This is a genomic window from Bradyrhizobium sp. GW821-FHT12B03 (assembly GCF_058807535.1).
The window spans coordinates 78,952-93,619 of the sequence record NZ_JBXAQU010000002.1 but is presented as its reverse complement, the minus strand read 5'-3'; the positions used below and the strand labels follow the sequence as shown (position 1 = coordinate 93,619).

Annotated in this window: 9 protein-coding genes; 1 reads left to right on the top strand and 8 read right to left on the bottom strand. The window is 65.6% G+C overall.

Annotated features, from left to right (window positions below; all coding sequences use genetic code 11):
• Positions 1-40: 40 nt before the first annotated feature.
• The 8 genes from AC1RUR_RS04540 to ltnD form a co-directional block, all read right to left on the bottom strand.
• Positions 41-1,237, bottom strand: coding sequence for an efflux RND transporter periplasmic adaptor subunit (locus AC1RUR_RS04540; RefSeq protein ID WP_492841768.1), 1,197 nt, complete (start codon positions 1,235-1,237; stop codon positions 41-43).
• Positions 1,224-4,403 (bottom strand): efflux RND transporter permease subunit, encoded by a 3,180-nt coding sequence (locus AC1RUR_RS04535; RefSeq protein WP_492841766.1) that lies wholly within the window; start codon positions 4,401-4,403, stop codon positions 1,224-1,226. The genes AC1RUR_RS04540 and AC1RUR_RS04535 overlap by 14 nt, the downstream gene beginning before the upstream one ends.
• Before the next feature lie 170 nt (positions 4,404-4,573).
• Positions 4,574-6,268 (bottom strand): methyl-accepting chemotaxis protein, encoded by a 1,695-nt coding sequence (locus AC1RUR_RS04530; RefSeq protein WP_492841764.1) that lies wholly within the window; start codon positions 6,266-6,268, stop codon positions 4,574-4,576.
• A 225-nt stretch (positions 6,269-6,493) separates the two neighbouring features.
• Positions 6,494-8,686: a methyl-accepting chemotaxis protein gene (locus AC1RUR_RS04525; RefSeq protein ID WP_492841762.1), complete on the bottom strand. Its 2,193-nt coding sequence runs from the start codon at positions 8,684-8,686 to the stop codon at positions 6,494-6,496.
• A gap of 197 nt (positions 8,687-8,883) precedes the next feature.
• Positions 8,884-10,575 (bottom strand): methyl-accepting chemotaxis protein, encoded by a 1,692-nt coding sequence (locus AC1RUR_RS04520; RefSeq protein WP_492841760.1) that lies wholly within the window; start codon positions 10,573-10,575, stop codon positions 8,884-8,886.
• 171 nt (positions 10,576-10,746) lie between these two features.
• Entirely contained in the window at positions 10,747-12,021 is a 1,275-nt protein-coding gene (gene otnK, locus AC1RUR_RS04515; RefSeq protein ID WP_492841758.1) for a 3-oxo-tetronate kinase, read from the bottom strand.
• Positions 12,018-12,800, bottom strand: coding sequence for a 2-oxo-tetronate isomerase (gene otnI / locus AC1RUR_RS04510; RefSeq protein ID WP_492841756.1), 783 nt, complete (start codon positions 12,798-12,800; stop codon positions 12,018-12,020). Before otnI ends, otnK begins: the two co-directional genes overlap by 4 nt.
• Before the next feature lie 17 nt (positions 12,801-12,817).
• Positions 12,818-13,735 carry an L-threonate dehydrogenase gene (gene ltnD, locus AC1RUR_RS04505; RefSeq protein ID WP_492841754.1) on the bottom strand — a complete coding sequence of 306 codons (918 nt, stop codon included), beginning with the start codon at positions 13,733-13,735 and terminating at the stop codon, positions 12,818-12,820.
• Positions 13,736-13,839: 104 nt separating this feature from the next.
• Between ltnD and otnC the strand changes: the two genes are divergently transcribed.
• Positions 13,840-14,526 carry a 3-oxo-tetronate 4-phosphate decarboxylase gene (otnC, locus tag AC1RUR_RS04500; protein ID WP_492841752.1) on the top strand — a complete coding sequence of 229 codons (687 nt, stop codon included), beginning with the start codon at positions 13,840-13,842 and terminating at the stop codon, positions 14,524-14,526.
• The last annotated feature ends 142 nt before the right edge of the window (positions 14,527-14,668 follow it).

Sequence of the window (14,668 nt, the reverse complement as noted above, 5' to 3'; positions counted from 1 at the left end):
GCCCACCCTACGAGACCTACGCCCGGCGCACGAGACCGCGCTAACCCTTCGGCGCCTGCTTCTCCGACGCGGTCGCCGGCTTGCCCTTGCCGCCGACGACACGGACCGCATCGCCATCGGACAGGCCGTCCGGCGGGGCGGTGATGACGCGGTCGTCGGCTGCGATCCCCGAGGCGAGTTCGATCTCGCGGCCGAGATCGCGGGCGATGGTCACCGGCTTGAACAGCACCTTGTCGTCCGCACCGACGGTCGCAACCCGCAGGCCGCTGCCGTTGAAGATCAGCGCGCTGGCGGGGATGCTGAGCGGCGCAGAATCGCGCTGCAAATGGAGCTTCACGCTGGCATAGCCGCCGGGCATCAGCTCGCCATTCGAATTGTCGAGCCCAAGCTGCATGCGCGTGGTGCCCGAGGCAACGTCGACGGCCTGCGAGGAGGCTTCCACCGTCGCCTGGAAAGTCCGGTTCGGATACTCCGGCAGCGCGATGGTGGCCTTGGCGCCGATCTTGATCGCCGGGACGTAGTTCTGCGGCACGTTGACGTAGACGCGCAGCTTGGTGATGTCGGAGACCACGAACATCGCCGGGCCCGAGCCGCCGCCGGCATTGATCAGTGCACCGACGTCGGTGTCGCGCGCGGTGACCACACCGTCGAACGGCACCGTGATCTTCTTGTAGCCGGCCAGCGCTTCCAGCCGCTCGACATTGGCCTGCCCGGAATGGACCGCCGCGTTCTTGTTGGAGAGATCGGCGGTGCGCTCGTCGATCTCCTGCGCGGAGACGAAGTTGGAGGCGACCAGCGTCTTGCGGCGGTTCAGCGTTGCCTCCGACAGCCTGGCGCTGGCCTGCTGGCTGGCGAGGTCGGCGCGGGCTTGCAACAGCTGCTGGTCGAGGTCGGGCGCCTCGATCTCGGCAATCACCTGCCCGGCCTTGACGCGGGCGCCGATGTCGGCGCTCCAGCTCTTCAGATAACCCGAGACGCGGGCAAAGATCGGCGCGCGGGAATAGGCCTCCAGCCGGCCCGGCAGATCGAGGGTTGAGTTGAGCGCCCTGGCGTTGGGCAGGGTCACCGCGACGCTCGGAACCGCCTGGTCATCGGTCCATTCCTTCAGCTTGGAGCCCTGCTCCTCACGGGCGCGGATGCCGGTGCCCACGACGAGGCCTGCCGCAATCAGCGCCACCACGCCGAAAATGCCCAGTTTCCGGTGCGACACCGGGGAGCGGGATTCAGTGGGCGACATGCGCGGTCTCCAAAGGGGCGGCGGCTTTGGCGCCTTGTTTCTTGTGTACCATACTGAACACCACGGGAACAAACATCAGCGTGGCGAAGGTTGCAAAGATCAGGCCGCCGATCACTGCGCGGCCGAGCGGCGCGTTCTGCTCGCCGCCCTCGCCCAGCCCCAGGGCCATCGGCGCCATGCCGATGATCATGGCGAGCGCCGTCATCAGCACCGGGCGGAACCGGACGAAGCCGGCTTCCAGCGCCGCCGCGATGGGATCGCCGAGCTCCTCGTAGCGCTCGCGGGCAAAGGAGATCACGAGCACGCTGTTGGCGGTGGCAACGCCCATGCACATGATGGCGCCGGTCAGCGCCGGCACCGACAGCGTGGTCTGGGTCGTGAACAGCATCCAGACGATGCCGGCAAGCGCGGCCGGCAACGCCGTGATGATCACGAACGGATCGGACCAGGACTGGAAGTTCACGACGATCAGGAAGTAGATCAGCACGACGGCCCCGAGCAGGCCGAACAGCAGGCCCGTGAAGGCGCTGTTCATGGTCTGCACCTGGCCGAGCAGCACGACGGAAGAGCCCTTCGGCACCTCCTTGGCGGTATCGGCGATCACCTGGCGGATATCGGCGGCAACCGCGCCGAGATCGCGGCCCGAGGTCGTGGCAAAGATCTGCACCATCGACTGGATGTCGTATTGCGACACCACCGCGCTCGAGACCGAGCGCTTGATGTCGGCGATGCCGCCAAGGATCGGCGACTGCGAATTGCCGGTCGCGGTGATCGGCAGCGTCTGGAGCGCGCTGAGCGAGTCGATCTGGTATTGCGGCGTCTGCATCACGATCGAGTAGGACACGCCGTTGTCCGGATTGAGATAGTAGGTTGGCGCCACCTGCGAGGAGCCGGCGAGGTTCACCACGAGGCTGTTGGTGACGTCGCGCTCGGTCAGGCCGACATATTGCGCACGGGTGCGATCGACATCGATGTTGAAGGTCGGATTGCTCGGCGATTGCTGGATGCGCGCGTCCGCAACGCCCGGAATGCGGCGGACCTTTGCCAGCAAATTGTTGGCGTAAGCGAAATTGGCGCTGATATTGGCGCCGCGGATCTGAAGATCGATCGGCGCGGGTGCACCGAAATTCAGGATCTGGCTGACGATGTCGGCCGGCAGGAACGCGAAGCTGACGCCCGGGAACAGCCGCGGCAGCTGCTCACGCAGCACCTTCACATGCTCCTCGGTCGGCTTGTGGCCCTCCTTCAGCTTGATCTGGATGTCGCCGTCCTGCGGACCGATCACGCCGGTGTTGTTGTAGGTCATGTTGATGCCGGAGATCGGCATGCCGATGTTGTCGGTCAGGGTCTCGATCTCGCCCGGGATCAGCTTGCGGATCGCCTTCTGCACGTCGGCGAGCTGGTTGGCGGTCTCCTCGACGCGGGTGCCGACCTGGGTGCGGACGTGCATCAGGATGTTGCCGGCGTCGACCGCGGGGAAGAAGTTGCGACCCAGGAACGGCACCAGGGCGAAGGACGCCCCGACCACGCAGAGGAAACCGACCACGAACACCGGGCGGTGCGCGAGCGCAAGCCCGAGGAAATTATGATAGCCGCCGCGAATGCGCTCGAACCGCGCCTCGAAGCCGCGCTGGAACCAGACCAGTGGATTGCGCGACTTCGGCGGTTCGCCCTCATGATGGACGTGCGGATGCAGCAGGTAGTTCGCCATGGTCGGCACCAGCGTGCGCGACAGGATGAACGACCACATCATCGCGAACATCACCGCTTCCGCCATCGGCACGAACAGGAAGCGCGCAACGCCGGTGAGGAAGAACATCGGCACGAACACGATGCAGATGCAGAGCAGCGAGACGAAGGCCGGCGTGACGATCTGATTGGCGCCGTCGAGGATCGACTGCTCGACCGGCTTGCCCTGCTCGAGGTGGTAGTTGATGTTCTCGATGGTGACGGTGGCGTCGTCGACGAGGATGCCGACCGCGAGCGCGAGCCCGCCGAGCGTCATGATGTTCAGCGTCTCGCCGATCGCCGACAGCATGATGATCGCCCCTAACACGGAGAGCGGGATCGAGACCGCGATGATGATGGTGGAGCGCCAGCTGCCGAGGAACAGCAGGATCATGACGCTGGTGAGCAGCGCCGCGATCACGCCCTCGAAGGCGACACCCTGGATCGCGCCGCGGACGAACACCGACTGGTCGCCGATGAAGCCGATCTTCAACGCGTCGGGGAGTTGGTCCTTGACGTCGATCACCTTCTGCTTGATGCCGGCGATGATGTCGAGCGTCGAGGTCGCGCCCGCCTTCAGCACCATCATCAGGACCGAACGGTTGCCGTCGACATGGACGATGTTGGTCTGCGGCGGATTGCCGTCTCTGACGGTTGCGACATCGCGCACATAGACCATCGCGCCGTTGACGGTCTTGATCGGCAGATTGCCGAGCTCGTCGATCCTGAGCGGCGAGTTGTTGAGCTGGATGTTGTACTCGAAGGTGCCGATCTTCTGGGTGCCGACCGGCGTGATCAGGTTCTGCGCGGCCAGCGCATTGGCGACATCCTGGCCGGACAGGCCGCGGGCCTGGAGCGCGGTCGGATCGAGGTCGATCTGGACCTGGCGCTGCTTGCCGCCGAACGGATACGGGATCGCAGCGCCGGGCACGGTGACCAGCGGGGTACGCAGATTATTGATGCCGATGTCGGCGAGGTTCTGCTCGGTCAGCCCGTCGCCCGACAGCGCCACCTGGATGATCGGCACGGTCGAGGCGGAATAGTTCAGGATCAAGGGCGGCGTCGCACCGGGCGGCAGCTGCTTGAGCAGCGTCTGTGAGATCGCGGTGACCTGTGCGTTGGCGGTGCGAATGTCGACGGTCGGCTGGAAGAAGATCTTGACGATACCGAAGCCGTTATAGGAGTTGGCGACGATATGCTCGATGTCGTTGACCGTCGTCGTCAGCGAGCGCTGGAACGGCGTGGTGATGCGGCCGGACATCTGGTCCGGCGGCAGGCCGGTGTACTGCCAGACCACGCCGATCACGGGGATGCGGATTTCCGGGAAGATGTCGGTCGGCGTCCGCAGCGCTGCCAGCGGTCCGATGATCAGGAGCAGGAGCGCGAGCACGACAAATGTGTAGGGCCGGCTCAGGGCAATACGGACCAGAGCAATCATTCGCCAGGCAATTCCAGGTCAAGCAGGGATACGGAATCCGCCCCCACGGGGATCCTCTTTCCCCCTTTACCTGAGCACCGGCGGAAACGCTAACCTCCGGCGGCTCGCCTGCATTCACTTCCCTGCTACCGCACTGCGAAATAGACATCGCAGCCATGCAACCAAACGCCTCACGCGGCGCGGACGGAGTTCAGGAACTTGCCGACCTCGAGCTTGAGGCGGTTGGAGTCGCGCGACAGCATCTGCGCCGCGGACAATACCTGCGAGGACGCCGATCCAGTTTCGGATGCGCCGCGCTGGACGTCGCCGACATTGGAGGAAACCCGCTGGGTGCCGTTGGCCGCCTGCTGGACGTTGCGGGCGATCTCCTGCGTCGCCGCGCCCTGCTGCTCCACGGCTGCGGCGATTGCCGCGGATATTTCGGAGAGGCGCCCGATGGTGCCGGAGATTTCGCTGATGGCGCCGACCGATTCCTGCGTTGCCGCCTGGATGCCGCCGACCTGCTGGCCGATCTCGCCGGTCGCCTTCGCCGTCTGCTCGGCGAGCGCCTTGACCTCGGAAGCCACGACCGCGAAGCCGCGGCCGGCCTCGCCAGCACGTGCCGCCTCGATCGTGGCGTTCAACGCCAGGAGGTTGGTCTGGCCCGCAATGGCATTGATGAGCTCGACGACGTCGCCGATCCGGGAGGCCGCCCGCGACAGTTCGCTGACGCGTTCGGTGGTGGCGTGCGCCTGACTGACGGCCTCACCGGCGATCCGGGTGGAATCCTGTACCTGGCGACCGATCTCGCGGACCGACGACGACATCTCCTCGGCGGCAGATGCCACCGAATGGACGTTGGTGGAAGCTTCTTCCGAGCCGGCTGCGACCGCCATCGCCAGGTCCTGCGCCCGCCCCGCGGTCGAAGACAGCGTCGAGGCCGAAGCCTCGAGCTCGGTCGCGGCCGACGACACGGTCTCGACGATCTCGCCGATCGCAGCCTCGAAGCCGTCGGCAAGCTTCGTCATGTCGGCCTTGCGCTGTCCCTCGGCGCGGCGCTGAACCGCCTGCACCTCGTCGCGGCTGAAGCGGATGATGGTCTGCACGGTCTGGAGATTACGCAGCGCCTCGCCGATCTCGTCGTCGCGCTGGATGACGATGCGGTTGTCGAGCTTGTCCTGCACGAGGTTGAGCATGGTCTCGTTGAGATGCCGCATCGGGCCCTGGATCGCGCGCATGGTCGCAAGGCCGGCGAAGCCGACGATGGCGGCGCCGACCAAGGCCAGCAGCGTCAGAACCAGGCTGGTCGAACCGCCGGTGGAGAGCGCGCCGCCGATGCCGAGCGCCAGCATGAACAGCGCCTGGAGCACCATCGTCGTGACGAGGCGCGCCTTCAGCGTCCTGGTGAAGACGCTGAATCGGTCAAGCAACGATCGGCGACGGATGATGCCGGCATCGACGCGATAGCCATGCGGCTTCTTCTCGCGGATCGCGGCGTAAACCTCTTCGGCAAGCTTGCGCTGGTCGGCCGGCAGCCTGGTGCGGATCGAGGTAAAGCCCGTGACGTGGCCGTTCTCCCGGATCGGGGAGGCGGTCGCCAACACCCAGTAAAAGTCGCCGTTCTTGCGACGGTTCTTCACCGCGCCGAGCCACGGCTTGCCGGCCTTCAGCGTGTCCCAGAGATTGTCGAACGCCTCCGGCGGCATATCGGGATGGCGGACGATGTTGTGCGGCTGGCCCATCAGCTCAGCCGACGTGAAGCCGGCGGCCGCGAGGAAGTCCTCGTTGAAGTAGGTGAGCTTGCCCTTGAGGTCGGTCCGGGAGACGATCAGCGTCTCGTCACTGACCGGATATTCTACGTCGGTAACGGGAAGGTTCTTGCGCATCGGGCCCCCCTGGCAAATCTGCTCACGCGTCTTTCGACGCCGGCGGCCAACCGGGGCGCCTTCGCGGCCAATTCTTGTAGGACGAATTTAACCATCCGTGAAATCGCGGACCCGTACGATTACGGGCGCACTACATGAAATGCCACCTGCAGGCGACGTGGCGGTAGCCCGCAAGCGAAAAGAGCGGCGCCGATAGCGCCGCTCTTGCGTAGCTGTATCGCCGGCTTACGCCGCGCGGACGTTGGTCAGGAACTTGCTGACCTCGCTCTTCAGCCGGCCCGAGTCGTTTGACAACATCTGTGCCGCCGACAGCACCTGCGAGGAGGCCGAGCCGGTCTCGGTCGCGCCATGCTGCACGTCGGTGATGTTGGAGGAGACCTGCTGGGTGCCTTGCGCCGCCTGCTGCACGTTGCGGGCGATCTCCTGGGTTGCCGCACCCTGCTCTTCCACCGCCGCCGCGATCGCGGAGGAGATTTCGGACAGCCGCTCGATGGTCGAGGAGATCTCCTTGATCGCGCCGACCGAGTCATTGGTCGCAACCTGGATGCCGGAGATCTGCTGGCCGATCTCGCCCGTGGCCTTCGCCGTCTGCTCGGCGAGCGCCTTGACCTCGGAGGCCACCACGGCGAAGCCGCGGCCGGCTTCGCCCGCACGCGCCGCCTCGATGGTCGCGTTCAGCGCCAGCAGGTTGGTCTGGCCGGCGATGGTGTTGATCAGCTCGACGACGTCGCCGATGCGGGCCGCCGCTCTGGACAGCTCGCTGACGCGCTCAGTGGTGGCACGGGCCTGGCCGACGGCGTCGCTCGCCATCCGCGCCGATTCCTGCACCTGACGGCTGATCTCGCCGACCGAGGAGGCCATCTCCTCCGTCGCCGAGGCCACCGACTGCACGTTGCCGGATGCCTGGTCGGACGCGGCAGCGACGACCCTGGTGAGCTGTTGCGCCCGTTCGGCGGTCGAACTGAGCGTTCCGGCCGAGGATTCCAGCGCACCGGACGCCGCCGACACCGTCTCCACGATGCCGCCGACCGAGGCTTCGAAGCTGTCGGCCAGCTCGTTCATCGCGCGCCGGCGCTCGCGGTCGGCCGTCGCCTGATCCTGGGCGCGCTGCTCGATGCCGCGCTTGATGTCGCCCTGCATCGACCTGAGCGACGTCGCCAGCGTGCCGACCTCGTCGGCCTGCTCGATCTCGAGCTGCTGATTGAAATCGCCCTTGGCGATGCCGTCGGCGAAATTCGCGCAATCCTGGATCGGCCGTGCGATCTTGCGTGCGGCGAACGAGATCAGGAAGATCGCCGCCAGCACGATGACCAGGCCGACGCCGAGCTGCCAGAACGTGTTGGAAGTCGCACGCGCACTGAGCGAAGCATCGAGTTGCCGTGCCGACGCCAGCACCACGTCGCGGGGGATCGAGATCACGACCGACCAGGCGTTCTCCGTGTGCCCGAACCGGATCGGCGCATAGATGTCGATGTTGGCGAACTTCGGATCGTCCTGCACCATGCGCTTGCCGGCCTTGACGATGGCCAGGCTCTCGCTCCAGCGCGGATCGGCCTCCGACGCGTTCTTGCCGATCACCTCCTGGTTCGCACTGTTGGCGACGATCAGCCCGGTGTCGTTGAGGATCGCGACCTTGCCCTTGCCCTCGAACAGCGAGCCGTTGATCTTCACGGCAAGCTTCTGCACGAAGTCGAGATTGTAGTCGGCGCCGGCGACACCGCGGAATTTGCCGTCGATCATGACCGGTACCGACATGGTCGCGAGGAACACCGCCTTGCCCTGAACGATGTAGGGCAGCGGGCCCAGGATGTTTTCCTTACCCGTGGTGTTCGGGTTGATATACCAGGCGCCCTTCACAAGACCGTTGGGATGCCGCTCTGCGCTGTCGTACTCGACGAGCGGCTGAACGGCGATGGCACCGCTGGCGTTGCGCGTCCAATAAGGCAGGAAGCGACCGGTGTTGTCCGACCCCACCTCCTTGCGGCCCTTGAACGACGCGTCATCGCCGTCCAGCGCACCCGGCTCCCAGGCCGAATAAGTGCCGTTGAAGGCGGGGTTGAGCTCGAGCACATGCCGCAGGACCGCGTTGAACTGGGTCCGCCGCGCCGCGATGGGCGTGCCGGTCTTCTCATCGGCCAGCGTCGCGAAAGCATGCGCGGTGGTGCGCGCCGCGTCAAATCCCACCTCCAGCTCGGCCTTGATGGCGTTGGCTTCGGTGGAGGCCCGGTTCATCAGGCTCTCCTTGGTCTGTTGATCGACCAGCTGCATGACCTCGTGGGTCACGTACTGGTTCATGCTCTGCGTGGAGAAGAGGCCGTAGCCGATCAGCACGATGCATGTCACCGCCAGGCAGAGGCCGGCGATCAGGGCGATCTTCAACTGGATGGAGCGAATGGCAGAAAATGAAAACAGCTTCACGATTGAATCTCCGGAACACTGCGACGAGTTAAGGTTCGGAGAGTTCGGAACTCGTAAAGAAATGGAACCGTAGGACCCACGTGAAAAATATGTCAGCGGGCGCCGAGCCATGTCCCGAAAGCAAAGAGCGGCGCCGATGGCGCCGCTCTTGCGTAGTCGGATACCTGCGCTGACGGCCTTGGGCCGCGCGGACGTTGTTACGCCGCGCGCACGTTGGTCAGGAACTTGCCGACCTCGGTCTTGAGCCGGTTCGAGTCGTTGGACAGCATCTGCGCCGCCGACAGCACTTGCGAGGAGGCCGTGCCGGTCTCGGTCGCACCGCGCTGCACGTCGGTGATGTTGGAGGAGACCTGCTGGGTGCCCTGCGCCGCCTGCTGCACGTTGCGGGCGATCTCCTGCGTGGCGGCGCCCTGCTCTTCCACCGCCGCTGCGATCGCCGACGAGATTTCGGAGAGCCGCTCGATGGTCGAGGAGATCTCCTTGATGGCGCCGACCGAGTCGTTGGTCGCGGCCTGGATGCCGGAAATCTGCTGGCCGATCTCGCCCGTGGCCTTCGCGGTCTGCTCGGCGAGGGCCTTCACCTCCGAGGCCACCACCGCGAAGCCGCGGCCGGCTTCGCCGGCACGCGCCGCCTCGATGGTCGCGTTCAGCGCCAGCAGGTTGGTCTGGCCGGCGATGGTGTTGATCAGCTCGACGACGTCGCCGATGCGGGAAGCCGCCTTCGAGAGCTCGCTGACCCGCTCAGTGGTGGCACGCGCCTGGCCGACGGCGTCGCCGGCCATCCGCGCCGATTCCTGCACCTGACGGCTGATCTCGCCGACCGAGGATGCCATTTCCTCCGTCGCCGAGGCCACTGACTGCACGTTGGTCGAGGCTTCCTCCGAAGCGCCGGCAACCGTGGTCGCCAGCCGCTGGGAGCGGTCGGCGGTCGAGGTCAGCGTCGAGGCGGAGGCCTCCAGCTGGGTCGAGGCCGACGACACGGTCTGGACGATCTCGCCGATCATCGTTTCGAATTCGCGGGTGATGTTGTCGACGCGGCGGCCGCGCTCGATCTTGGCTTCGGCGTCGGCCGCGGCGGCCTCGTCGGCGGTCTTCTTGGCGATCAGCGCCTCCTTGAAGACCTGGAGCACATCGGCCATAGACCCGATCTCGGTTTTCTCACCGCGATGCGGCACTTCGGCGGAGAGGTCGCCCTTGCCCAACGCCTGCATCGGCTCGACGATCGAGGCAATGCCGCTGGAGACGTCGTGGACGAGGTAGAAGCCGACGCCAATGCCGGTTACCACGGACGCGCCGAGAATGATCGCGACCAGCATGAACGCATAGAAATAGCTGTCGGCGGCATCCTGCGCGGCCTGGTCGCCGCCCTTGGTATTGAGCTCGATGTCCTTGCGCAAAATCTCGTCGGCCTGAAGCCCGATCTTGTTGACGGTCTTGGTGTTCAGCTCGTGCGCCTCGTGCGGGACCTTGCCGGCCTCCTTGCGCGACAGCGCCATGACCTCCTGGGTGCCCTTCTTGTACTCCTCCCAGACCTTCGACCATTCAACGTAGAGTGCCCGTTCCTCCGGCGACGTGATCATCGGCTCGTAGGTTCGACGGAATTTGGTGTTCGTCTCCACCACTGTCGCGAGGGTCTTCTCTGCCGCGAGCTTCTCTTCCAGCGTCTCTGCGAGCATGTGCTCGCGGATGACGTTGCGATAGGTTATCACGCCAGTGCGCAGGTCGCCCAGCACCCGCACGCTGGGCATCCAGCTGGTCGTGATGTCGGTGGTGTTGGCATTCATCGACCGCATCTTCATGACGGCGAGCAGGCCCATGCCGGTCATGGCGACCAGCAGGAACGCCACGACACTGATGATCTTGGCGCGGATGGAGATCTTGGCGAACATAGTCGGGTCTCTTTAATGCTGGCGCAGGCGCGCGTCCGGGAGGTCTTAAGAATCAACCAAAAGGAGCGCCGCCGACATCAGACAACAGAGCGACCAGGCAGCTGCGAACGACGACTCCGTACCAGTACGGAGCCTGAAAGAAATAAACAGGCAGCTAAGAATGCTCTGCGCTCAGCGCATGAGCCTAAGCGCATCCGAGAAAAACTCCGGGCCACCGAAATTGCCGGACTTCAGCGCGAGCAGCATGTCGCTTCCGGCGCCGACCGCGCGCAGCACCGGGACCCCCGCGGCGATCTCGACCCCGACGAGAAATCCGGGAATTCCCAGCCGATCGACGACCGCGCCGGAGGTCTCGCCGCCGGCTACGACCAATCGCCGCACGCCTGATTTTACAAGGTTTTCCGCGATGTCGGCCATCGTCTGCTCGATGGCGTGCCCGGCCGCGTCGCGGCCGTGACGTGCCTGGAGCGCGGCCACCTGATCCGGTGTCGAGCTCGACGCGATCAGCACCGGACCGTCGGCCAGTCGCGGCCTTGCCCAGTCCAGCGCACGCCGTGCTTCATCGGCCCCCGTAAGAATACGGTCCGGGTCGAGATGAAGCACCGGCATGACCCGTTCAGCGCTGGCAATCTGCTTGAGGGTCGCCTGCGAGCAGCTACCGGCAAGGCATGCCGCCGGTCCGCCGACCGCAACGCCGGTCTCGCCGCTCGTCGCGGCCGATTTGACCTTGCCGGTCGACACCAGCGCCCGGGCCAGCCCGAGGCCGATGCCGGAGGCGCCGACCGACAGCCGATGGTCGGCAGCGACGAGACCGATGGTCTCGAGGTCGCGGTCGAACACGGCGTCGATGATCGCAGCGCCACTGCCCTTGCCCGCGAGTTCGGCCAGCCGCGTCCGCACGGCATCTGCACCGCGCGTGACGGTGGCGAGATCGACGAGGCCGATCTGTGTCTTGCTCTGCCGCGCCAGCACGCGCACCAGATTGGAATCGTGCATCGGGTTGAGCGGATGGTCTTTCAGCGGGCTCTCGTTCAGCGGCACCGCGCCGACGAACAGATTGCCCTGATAGACGGTGCGGCCGGTCTCCGGGAAGGCCGGCGTCACGAGAACGTTTGCCTCGCCGCAATCGGCGCGCAGCGCATCCATCACCGGACCGATATTGCCGGCGTCGGTGGAATCGAAGGTCGAGCAGACCTTGAACAGCACATGGCTCGCGCCGCGACCGCGCAGCCATGCCTCCGCTGCGCGCGAGCGCGATACGGCAAGGCCTGCGTCGATCGAGCGGCTCTTCAAGGACACCACGACGGCGTCGACCTCGGGCAGAGCCAGATCATCGGCGGGTATGCCGATGGTCTGCACCGTGCGCAGGCCCGCGCGCGTCAGCGTGTTGGCGAGATCGGAGGCACCGGTGTAGTCGTCGGCGATGCAGCCCAATGCGAGGGTCACGGCTTCACTCCCGCATAAGGCTTGAACCAGGCAAGGCCATCGGTGGTCTTGCCGCGCGGATTGTATTCGCAGCCGACGAAGCCGGCATAGCCGAGCCTGTCGAGCTCGGCGAACAGGAACGGATAGTTCAGCTCCTCGCCATCGGGCTCGTTGCGCGAGGGGATGCTGGCGATCTGGATGTGGCCGATGATCGGCATCATCTCGCGCAGCCGCATGGTGACGTCGCCATGGATGATCTGGCAGTGATAGATGTCGAACTGGAGTTTCAGGTTCGGAAGCCGCAATTCCTGGATCAGGTCGCGCGCGAAGCCGAAATCGTTGAGGAAATAGCCGGGCACGTTGCGGGCGTTGATCGGCTCGAGCACGATGTCGATGCCATGCGGCGCAAAGAACTCCGCCGCCCACGCTACCGACTTGTAGAAGGCCTCGATCGCGACGCGCTCGCCGCGATTGGCGATGCCGGCCATCAGGTGCAGCCGCTTGACGCCGGTGGCCTTGGCATAAGGCAGCGCGGTCTCAAGGCTCGCCTTGAGATCGGCGAACCGCGCCGGGAGCGCGGCAAAACCCTTCTCACCGGCATTCCAGTCGCCCGGCGGCAGGTTGAACAGCGCCTGGGTCAGGCCGTTGCGCTTGAGCCGCTCGCCGACCGCCTCGGCCGGATGCTCGTAGGGAAAGAGGAACTCGACGGCGGTGAAGCCGGCTTGCGCAGCGGCATCGAAGCGGTCGAGGAACGGCACCTCGGTGAACATCATCGAGAGATTGGCGGCGAAACGGGGCATTGGGAATCCTCTTGGCTCTACTTGTCGCCGGGAAGCTTCACGCCGGTGACCTGCGCATACATCCGCGCGACCGAGGCGTCGTCATCGCGGCCCATGCCGGCAGCTGATGTCATCAGGAACATCTGGAGCGCTGCGGCGGAGACCGGCACCGGGAACCTGGCGGTGCGCGCCATGTCCTGGATGATGCCGAGATCCTTGACGAAGATCTCGACAGCGCTGCGCGGCGTGTAATCGCCGTCGAGCACGTGCGGCATGCGGTTCTCGAACATCCAGGAATTGCCCGCAGAGGCCGTGATCACCTCATAGACCTTGCGGATGTCGAGGCCCTGCTTGGCCGCGAACGCGATCGCTTCCGAGGCGGCGGCGATGTGCACGCCGGCCAGCAACTGGTTGATCATCTTGAAGGCGGCGCCCTGCCCGGCAGCATCGCCGAGCTCGTAGAGCTTGGCGGCCATGGCATCGAGCGCGGGCCGCGCCTTGGCAAAAGCGGCCGGGCTGCCGGAGGCGAGGATCGTCAGTTCGCCCTGCGCGGCGCGCTGCGCCCCACCGGAGATCGGCGCATCCAGATAATGCCGGCCGGTTGCTTCAAGCTGTTTTGCAAGACGACGCGCCACGTCCGGGTCCATGGTGGCGGAAGATATGAAGACGCTGTCCTTCGGCATGGTCTCGGCCACACCATCCTTGCCGAACAGGATCGCCTCGGTCTGCGCGGCATTGACGACGACGCTGACGACGATGTCGGCGTCCTTGGCCGCCGCCGCCGGCGTGCTGGCACCGGCACCGCCGTCCTTCACGAAGCGCGCCACGGCATCGGCTGAAACGTCGCAGCCGGTGACGGCATGGCCGGCGCGCTTCAGCGAGGTCGCCATGCCAAACCCCATCGAGCCGAGCCCGATGACGGCGATACGCTGAATTTGTGACGTGGAGGCGGACATGCAGCTGACCCTTGCGAACGTTTCCCGGACGGCCGGCCCTTGCGGCGGCTCGGCGAACCGATAACACGGCTTGGCCGCGCTGCCAAAGCGTGAGACAAGCAGGCATGACGGCCATGAAAACTGAAACCAGCAACGAGACATTGCTGCGTGAGGATATCTGCCGCTTCGGGCGTTCCCTGTTCGAGCGCGGGCTGACGCCGGGCTCCTCCGGCAATATCAGCGTCAAGCTGGATGACGGCGGCTGGCTGGTGACGCCGACCAACGCCTCGCTCGGCTTCCTCGATCCGGCAAAACTGTCGCGGCTGGACGATCAAGGCCGGCTGGTTTCAGGCGACGCGCCGACCAAGGAAGTTCCGCTGCACAATGCGCTCTACGACACGCGCGGCAGTGCACGCGCGATCGTGCACCTGCACTCCACCCATTCGGTCGCGCTCTCGATGCTGCCCGAGATCGACCCGCGCGCCGCGCTGCCGCCGATGACGGCCTATTATCTGATGAAATGCGGCGCCACCGCGCTCGTGCCCTATTACCGCCCCGGCGATCCCGCCGTCGCGGATGCAATCAAGGGACTGGCGGGGAAATATTCATCCGTGCTGCTCGCCAATCACGGCCCGGTCGTCGCCGGCGACACGCTGGAGGCTGCGGTGTTCGCGACCGAAGAGCTGGAGGAAACGGCGAAGCTGTACCTGCTGCTGCGCGGGCTGAACCCGCGCTATCTGTCGCCGGAGCAGGTGACGGATCTGGTGAAGGTGTTCGGGGTGACGCTGCCGGAGCATGGGCACGAGCACTGAGCCTCGTGCAGCGATGGGCGGACTGACACCGCCCTACTCACCGCTGTCATTCCCCGCGAAGGCGGGGAATCCAGTACGCCGCAGCTTCTCGGCTTAATCACAACGGCCTCTGAAATACTAGATCGCCCGCCTTCGCGGGCGA

Coding starts and splice junctions, on each gene's coding strand:
- AC1RUR_RS04540 (WP_492841768.1), bottom strand. CDS start 1,237: ATGTCGCCCACTGAATCCCGCTCCCCGGTGTCGCACCGGAAACTGGGC.
- AC1RUR_RS04535 (WP_492841766.1), bottom strand. CDS start 4,403: ATGATTGCTCTGGTCCGTATTGCCCTGAGCCGGCCCTACACATTTGTC.
- AC1RUR_RS04530 (WP_492841764.1), bottom strand. CDS start 6,268: ATGCGCAAGAACCTTCCCGTTACCGACGTAGAATATCCGGTCAGTGAC.
- AC1RUR_RS04520 (WP_492841760.1), bottom strand. CDS start 10,575: ATGTTCGCCAAGATCTCCATCCGCGCCAAGATCATCAGTGTCGTGGCG.
- otnI (WP_492841756.1), bottom strand. CDS start 12,800: ATGCCCCGTTTCGCCGCCAATCTCTCGATGATGTTCACCGAGGTGCCG.
- ltnD (WP_492841754.1), bottom strand. CDS start 13,735: ATGTCCGCCTCCACGTCACAAATTCAGCGTATCGCCGTCATCGGGCTC.
- otnC (WP_492841752.1), top strand. CDS start 13,840: ATGACGGCCATGAAAACTGAAACCAGCAACGAGACATTGCTGCGTGAG.